This is a genomic window from Nostoc sp. UIC 10630, from assembly GCF_010747425.1.
Lineage (GTDB): Bacteria > Cyanobacteriota > Cyanobacteriia > Cyanobacteriales > Nostocaceae > Nostoc.
Window position 1 is genome coordinate 1 of sequence record NZ_JAAGOG010000285.1, and the last position, 8,156, is coordinate 8,156.

An 8,156-nucleotide genomic window follows, 5' to 3' on the forward strand; every position below is an offset into this window, starting at 1 on the left:
GGGGAGCAGGGGAAGCAGGGGAGGCAGAGGGAGAGGAATCAATGCCCAATGCCCAATGCCCAATTAAGAATTAAATCTTAACTTGCCCGAATGCCTGCTGAAAATCCTCTTTAATATCGTCAATATGTTCAATTCCCACTGATACGCGCACTAAATCGGGCGTTACACCTGCTGAAAGCTGTTCTTCATCACTTAGCTGTTGATGAGTTGTAGAAGCGGGATGAATCACGAGGGTTTTAGCATCACCAACATTTGCTAAATGACTCGCCAATTTCACATGATTAATAAAAGCTTTACCTGCATCCAATCCACCTTTGATGCCAAAGTTTAAAACTCCTCCAAAGCCATACCGGAGATATTTTTTCGCTCGTTCATGATATGGGTGATTAGGAAGTCCGGGATAATTAACCCATAATACTTGCTCTTGTTGCTCTAACCACCGAGCCAATTCTAAGGCATTGCTGACATGCCGATCTACTCGTAAAGAAAGAGTCTCTAATCCTTGCAGTAAAAGAAAGGCGTTAAATGGACTCAAAGACGGGCCAAAATCCCGTAACCCCTCGACTCTAGCGCGGATAATAAAAGCAATGTTGCCAAAGGAACCGCTAGACCCAAACACTTCTTGAAAATTCAGCCCATGATAGCCAGGTGCTGGCTCAGTAAATAGGGGAAACTTGCCGTTACCCCAGTCAAATTTACCAGAATCGACTATTACACCACCAATAGAAGTACCATGTCCACCAATCCATTTAGTTGCAGATTCCACTACAATGTCTGCACCATGTTCAATTGGTCGAGCTAGATATCCACCAGCACCAAAGGTATTATCCACAATTAAAGGTATGCCATTTTCGTGGGCAATGTGAGCTAATGCGGCAAAGTCGGGAATGTTGAATTGAGGATTGCCAATAGTTTCAACGTATAACGCTTTGGTGCGATCGTCGATCGCCTGACGGAAACTTTCTGGATCGTCTCCCTCGACAAACTTGACGTTAATACCTAAACGTGGTAGAGAGACTTTAAACTGGTTATATGTTCCTCCATACAAAAAACTAGTGGAAACGATATTATCCCCAGCCTGAGCGATCGTACTGATTGCCAAGAATTGCGCCGCCTGACCACTAGCGGTTGCTAATGCTGCTACACCCCCTTCTAGTGCAGCAATCCGCTTTTCAAATACATCCGTCGTCGGGTTCATGATTCGGGTGTAAATGTTACCAAATTCCTGGAGAGCAAATAACCGCGCTCCGTGTTCGGTGTCGTCAAAAACGTAGGAAGTAGTTTGGTAAATTGGTACAGCACGGGCATTAGTTCCAGGAGCCGGCTCTTGTCCAGCATGAACTTGCAGAGTTTCAAAACGATATTGTTCAGACATCAGCAGTTATTTTGGTTTCCAATTATACAAATAAGTAATATGCTATTCGAGCGTTGGGCTAGATTAATCAACGGTAATTCTTAAGGCTTACCGTATTTTACAGTTATTTTTAGTTAATTAAACCATAGTGTAAGGGCGCACAGTTGTGCGCCCCTATCGTTGATTTTTGGCTGATCGAGGTAAGTTATAAAACCAACATTGAACGAGGATTAATCATCCCAGCCTCTTGAATCGTTGAAAAAGCAGTTTCCCCGATGATGCGATGAGCCGCAGCCGTCGGATGAATGCCATCCCAGAACAAAAACTGGTCTGGGTTACTACAGGTGCGATGCCTGCGGCTGGCATCGCCTACGCCAGATAGACATGGACTGATGACATTGGTAAAGTTAAAGGCTGCCGGATTTGCGTTGGCGTAGCCCGTCGCAGACATCGCATCTCGATATAGTGCGTTGGCATCTAATTGCACAATCTCCAGATCGGAATGCTGTTGACTTAGTAACTTTAGCGATCGCCTCAAGCCTTGATTATGTAATTGTGTTAATCCACTAAGGTTCACAGAATTCGTACTGTTTCTAGTGGCAGGTAACTGTCCTAAATCTGGTAAATTTCCTACCAGAATCTTCTTAGCACCCACATCAGTTAGAGAGTTGATTGCCGTCGTCACATTTTTAACAGGAATAGTTGCACTGCTTACTCCTTGCAAATAATCATTTGCTCCTGCCCACAGCACATAAAAAGCATCTGGATTCGTCTGTTGATGTGCCTGTGTAAACGATTGCACTTGATTTAGCAAGCTAGGTACATAGCTGTTGCCAACATTGCCAGTAATTGCTCCTCCATAAGCAAAATTGTGAGTTTGTTTAAGGGAAAGATGGAGGCTTTCGGCAAGATACTCAATCCAAACCCGACCATTCGAGTAACGCCCCTGAAAGTAAGTTGGATTAGGTGGGTACATTCCTCCTGTCGCCCGGAATACCATCCCTGTATCCGAAAGACTGTCTCCAAATACGTAGAGTTCTGTGATGGGATGAACTTTATCCATAAATTTTGCCGCTACAACCATGATAAAAATTAGGAGAGCAAGTCCTGTTGTTAAAAGCCACTTTTTTCTTTGCATTAAACTTTTCTGCAAACCCTAAAGACTACAGATGTTGATGGTTATTTTTGTGACTAAAGATTGAGCTTGCAATTGAACACTTCTCTAACTTAACAAGCTAGTTTCAAGGCTAGTGAGCAAAACCGGATACTTTCAGGTGTGGATTTTGCTAATTGTTTTAATGCCACGCTGTTGTGTTTTGCCCACAATACAACACCGATAGCGTAGCGTAAAGCCTGCGGCATGGCTTCTCTACGAGACGCTACGCGTAGCTCGCTTCTCCGTAGGAGTACGCTTAGAGCGACGCAGCAGCGTCATAGCCTGTCGTAGACATCACAACGAAAAATCTATCAAATCACTTATGGTTGCATAAAGGCGATCGCGTGCTTGAAGAGTCGTAGGAAGTTTTCGCAAATCTGGAAAACTAATTGCTGCAATGCTTATGAAACTCAAGACGCGAGTTAAAAAATTGCATAAATGTTCAACCCGCCTCCGTTAAGTACTAGAAAATTAAAATCGCTCTGTTATATATCTCGACTTAACAGGATTTTTATCGCTCAATTGCTTCACCCTTTTGGGTGAGTCAGATATCAACCGATCAGATGAACTGAATGAAGGAAGCTGAGATTAATAATAAAGAAGATTCTATTACTACAGAACACTGATCGCATTTTACCTAAGAATACCTTATGAAACTCCTTACTTTAATAAAGTCTGCACTTATTTTTGCTTCTATTACTCTTGTACCTGGAATCGCTGTCGCTCAAACAGCTACTAACAATAATAGTGAAATTGCTATTAACTCTAACAATTTACCTAGTAATTCTATTTCTGTTGATTACCTCCAGCCTTTCAATCTAGTTACTTTTGCGTATCAGGGAGGTTTGAAGCAGCACGGTATTCCTAGTGGAGAGATGCTAGTATTTGAAACTCAGAAGAGAAATATTATTGCAAACGATTTGGTGAAAGCTGCTGTTAATGCAGATAAATTACCATCAAAAGCTTTAAATGACCAAAATTATCTAAGTGCTGTTAATTCACAACTCAACGCATTGCCTGATTATGCTGCTGCGGATTGATTGATTTTTCTTATATTTTTTCTAAAGCCAAATTTGTGAGTATACTATACTCGTGTGCTTCTTACTAAATATAAATAAAAGCATTTTATACACAGCGACCGCTGGTGTATAAAACAAAGTTACATATTGAAGAACAATTCCTAGATTTTGACAGAGCTTGTACCTATAAGTTCTGTTATTGTGTGTTGAATGCACAGAAAATTGTATAATCAACAACCTATCAAGCAAAAATTTCGTTTTCTATAGAGAATGACAGAAGTAATTAGAACAGGGAGCCTAAATAACATCGAGTCCATTGAGTTTGAAAAGCGGTGCTTGCACAAAGCCAGAGAAATAGGCGATCGCAATAGTGAAGTCATTTGTTTAGCAAGTTTGGGCAATGCTTATCAGTCCATTGGGGAGTACCACCTGGCAATTGAGTTTTATCAGCAGTGGTTGGATATAGCGAAAGAAATCGGCGATCGCTTCGGAGAAGCCAAATCTTTGTCTGGATTGGGTAACGCTTACCAATCACTGGGGAAATACCAGCGAGCAATCGAATTTTATCACCAGTGGTTGAGTATCACCAGGAAAATAGGCGATCGCACTGGAGAAGCCATTTGTTTAGGAAGCTTGGGCAATACTTATGAATACTTGGGCAAGTACGACCAAGCGATTGAGTTTTATCAGCAGTGGTTGAGTATCACCAGGAAAACAGGCGATCGCACTGGAGAAGCCATTTGTCTAGGAAGTTTGGGCAATACTTATGAATCATTGGGGCAGTACCAACTGGCAATTGAGCTTTACCACCAATGGTTAGACGTGACAAGATTAATTAGCGATCGCAATGGGGAGGGCATGGCCTTAAGTGGATTGGGAAGTGCTTATAATGCTCTGGGACAGTACCAAAGAGCGGTTGAGTTTCATCAATATTCATTAGAGATTAGAAGGAATCTTGATGACCAAAATGCAGAAGCAAACTCCTGGTTTAATTTGGGTTTAGTGCTAGAAAAAATCAATCGCGAATCAGAAGCAATGAATGCCTTTTGCAATGCTCGCGGGATTTATCACGCAATGGGAATTGATGCAAGCCTCCAAGATTGTAACCATGCGATTGAGCTTCTTTCTCAAAATGTCTCAACCATAGCATCTCGCTTCTGGTTTGGGAGATGGTTCAGTCATTTATCCCAGTTGATCAAAACTGATTCTAACCAGTAATATCTTCTACCACTGATTCAGATAATATAAGGATATTTTAAAAGCTGTTGACCATTTTAATCGCTAAAGATAGATTAAAATCCACTTTTAAAATATCCTCTGAATCTAGTGAGATTATATCAAGAGGATGGATATTTATTAAACACCGCAACTGAGTTCTTGCCATCAAAGGCAAACACTGTAAACGGGTCTTTTCGATTCCCCATCTCCATCCCAGGAGTGCCTACAGGCATTTGGGGAACAGATAAACCAGCAACATTTGGCTTTTCTTGAAGCAAACGTTTGATGTCGTTTGCTGGAACGTGTCCTTCTATGACATATCCATTAACAATTGCTGTGTGGCAAGATGATAAGTTATCCGGTACGTTGTACTTTTGTTTAACTGTTTCGATGTCAGGTGTGGAAAAGTCTGTGATTTCAAAACCTTGTGTCTTTAAGTGGTCAATCCACCCACCACAACAGTTACATTCGGGACTGTGATATACAGTGGCATTTAGCGCTGTTGATTTTGATGGTGTCTGTTTATTCTGGATGTGTCTAATAGTACTTACCAGTTGAGCATTAGCTGTCACAGAATCAGGAAAAACAGCTTGAGCATTACTCATAGAAGCGGTGCTTCCCAAAATGCCTAACACCCCTACTGTGAGACAAATTGTTACTACTACACGTATCAGCATGGGAAGTAACCATTTTTGCCAGCAATAAATAAATTCTTTGTGCGACATCTGAGACTTCCTGATTAAAACATTGCATAAATTTGTTTTAACAAATTCTTTTCAAAAAGACTTTGTGTACCTTTACTTTGTGCTTAGTTTGCGTCCCTCTACGTTTAAAACACTACAAATTTAGCCAATGCATCGCCTGACAATGCCAATGCATCGCCTGACAATGCCAATGCATCGCTTGACAATGCCAATGCATTACCTGACAATGGCATTGCATTACCTGACAATGGCATTGCATCCTTATGCGTTTAAAAAGGTAAGGTTACAATTTTACGCCTACTACGTCTTATAAAGCAAAAGTGATTCCTTATCAGTCATCACAACTGCAAGCCTAGACACATAGCGGCTTGTCGCCAGATATCGCTCTATCAAAGCTACAATTCCTTACCCAATTGTCACTAAAGACTGGGGTCTTTCAGCTGCTTTGTGCCATACCGATTGTCCTGTCAGCAGTTCTACAACATCCATCCCATTGCCAATTACACCTGGTACACTTGGATACCCAGCACTCGCCCCTACCAAAAAGAGATTAGGTAACTCTGTCGTATATCCCAAACGATTTAAACCAACTTGTTTGGGTACTAATTTCGCACCATAAATATTACCTTGCGGTTGTCCCAGATAAAATTCGCTGGTGGTAGGTGTACCGTAAACTTTCATCCGGGCATATTTGTCTACATCGGGAATAAAATCTCGCACACTTGTCATAATCTGCTGATAAAATTCTCGCTTTTTGACTTTATACGCTTTTGGGTTGTTTTTGTACAGATGTTCAAATGGTTCATAAGAACAAACAGTAGCAATTTCTAATACATGATGTCCCTCTGGCCCCATCCCTGGTTCGCTAGATTTCATCGTCGGACAAGAGAGGAAAATCCACGGATGGCTAAAGTCACCTTCTAATTGTTGTTGATATTCTCTGTTCAGGTCGCCTGTGGCATAATACCAAACATTCCAGTTACCAATGCCGTAGCGTTGAGGATCGAAGCGGCTATCTAAACCCAGGTAGATATTAAAAGCACTGGCTGAGTATTGGTAACTAGTGAGGCGTTGATGCTCCTTTTGACTCAAAGCTGTAATATCATGCATTAACTCCACTGTTAATTTGGGGTCGAGGTCGCTGATATAAGCTTTGCTGGCGTGATAGCTATTACCATCAGCAAGGACACTATGGACACTATGGTTGCTAACTTGAATATGGCTCACCGGGGTTGAGTACTTGATAACACCTCCACCTGCCGTAATTACATCTGCAATGGTGTCAACAAGGTGTTTGAAGTGATGTTTTGGATAATAAGCGCCTTCTGAATAATCCCAAACTAAGGAAGTGTGGGTGAGTAGTGCAATTTCCTGCGGCGGTAGTGCATAGTCGCCACTTTGCCCCGCCAATACTGCTTGCAGTTTAGGCGATAATCCGACATGGTTATACAAATCTTGCAGTGTCCAATTCCGCTTCCAAAATAAATTCAAATATTTTGGTAGTTTTAACCAGTCAGACAACTTTTGATCGTACCAGCGTATCTCATGCACTAGGTTGCGAATTTCTTGGTGAAGTTGCTGAATTTCATTGCAGTAATGGTTAATCGCACCAGTTTCTTCTGGAAATGTGGAGAGTAAACGCGATCGCAAATTCTCCCATCCCAAAGGAATTTTGAAATCCGCCTCTGGTGTGATGACTCGATCAATGCAGTCAGAATCGAGACTATTAAAGGGCACATTTTGATGAATATAGTCGAAGAATTGAGTTATAGTCTGACCAGAACCACATTGAGAGATGTAATGCACGTCAGCACAAAAACGGTATTCCCCGTAATCAAAGGTGTGACAGCATCCGCCAGGTAAATAATGTTGCTCTAGAACTACTACCCGATAGCCTTGTCGAGTTAAACAGGCTGCGGTCGAAAGTCCACCTAGTCCGGCTCCCAGAATCACATAGTCGAAGATTTCCATATCAGCCTCCTTTGGCAATTTTGATTTCTATTGATTTCGGTGTTATGACTTTTTATCACCGTTCTTGTAGTTTTAGAAATGCCAAAATACTCAGCGCATCTTCACCTAAATTTGTAGATTTTATCTAATAAAATCAGGTAGAAGAGACATTTGGTAGAAGGTGTAAGGATTTTTCTCGGTGATAATGGTAATTCCTGTATCGCTAAATATCAAAAGATTTAGCGAATAATTTAGCTAACATTTAGATGCCCTGAAAGATGTTTAAAGTAGCCACGTAACTTAGCTATGAATTCTTGTCAAGGCTTGCAGATAGTTAGCAGAAGATGATTTAATAATCTCAGGTTTTGTTAAGGAGCATCCCTAATTTTGCTATTGTGCTGCATTCCGACAGGAATGAGAGAATAAAAAAAACAAACCGTAAACAACACAACGTCAAGAGATTTGTAAAGGATTTTTGCGCCAATTTTGTGATTTTTTGAAAAATTTGGATGCTCTCATATTTTTATCCATCCTTTATTTATTCAGCTTATCGAAAACCGAAAAAATGTTTGACAATATTTGCTTTTCTTAATAAATCTTGGCTAAGGTTTAAATTACCTTAACCTATGTTTGCTAGATAAGCGCAGGAGCTAAAAAAGATTATTTTTTAATAGTTGAATAAGTAAGTCGGCGGAAAAATTTATAGCTATGTAACGAAAAGTTAAGGAGAATTGTTCGAGTAAAATTTAACACGT

The 8,156-nt window shown here is 40.8% G+C and carries 7 protein-coding genes; 3 read left to right on the forward strand and 4 right to left on the reverse strand.

The features are described from left to right. Positions 1-70: 70 nt before the first annotated feature. Both G1O98_RS35010 and G1O98_RS35015 read right to left on the reverse strand, forming a co-directional pair. Positions 71-1,375: an O-acetylhomoserine aminocarboxypropyltransferase/cysteine synthase gene (locus tag G1O98_RS35010; RefSeq protein WP_163938461.1), complete on the reverse strand. Its 1,305-nt coding sequence runs from the start codon at positions 1,373-1,375 to the stop codon at positions 71-73. A 184-nt stretch (positions 1,376-1,559) separates the two neighbouring features. Continuing rightward, entirely contained in the window at positions 1,560-2,492 is a 933-nt protein-coding gene (locus G1O98_RS35015; RefSeq protein ID WP_163938464.1) for an SGNH/GDSL hydrolase family protein, read from the reverse strand. A 668-nt stretch (positions 2,493-3,160) separates the two neighbouring features. Between G1O98_RS35015 and G1O98_RS35020 the strand changes: the two genes are divergently transcribed. Both G1O98_RS35020 and G1O98_RS35025 read left to right on the forward strand, forming a co-directional pair. Next, positions 3,161-3,550 (forward strand): hypothetical protein, encoded by a 390-nt coding sequence (locus G1O98_RS35020; RefSeq protein WP_163938467.1) that lies wholly within the window; start codon positions 3,161-3,163, stop codon positions 3,548-3,550. A 249-nt stretch (positions 3,551-3,799) separates the two neighbouring features. Beyond that, a complete protein-coding gene (locus tag G1O98_RS35025) occupies positions 3,800-4,747 on the forward strand; it encodes a tetratricopeptide repeat protein (protein WP_163938470.1) in 948 nt (315 codons plus the stop codon). A 119-nt stretch (positions 4,748-4,866) separates the two neighbouring features. On the opposite strand, the gene G1O98_RS35030 is transcribed toward G1O98_RS35025, so the two are convergent. Next, positions 4,867-5,472, reverse strand: a complete 606-nt coding sequence (locus G1O98_RS35030; RefSeq protein WP_163938473.1) for a DUF411 domain-containing protein — start codon at positions 5,470-5,472, stop codon at positions 4,867-4,869. A 127-nt stretch (positions 5,473-5,599) separates the two neighbouring features. Here G1O98_RS35030 and G1O98_RS35035 point away from each other — a divergent pair, with 127 nt between their 5' ends. Next, complete coding sequence (locus G1O98_RS35035; protein WP_163938476.1) at positions 5,600-5,764, forward strand: hypothetical protein; 165 nt, start codon at positions 5,600-5,602, stop codon at positions 5,762-5,764. Between the two features lie 92 nt (positions 5,765-5,856). Here G1O98_RS35035 and G1O98_RS35040 read toward each other — a convergent pair whose 3' ends face one another. Further along, complete coding sequence (locus G1O98_RS35040) at positions 5,857-7,422, reverse strand: NAD(P)/FAD-dependent oxidoreductase (RefSeq protein ID WP_163938479.1); 1,566 nt, start codon at positions 7,420-7,422, stop codon at positions 5,857-5,859. Positions 7,423-8,156 lie beyond the last annotated feature (734 nt).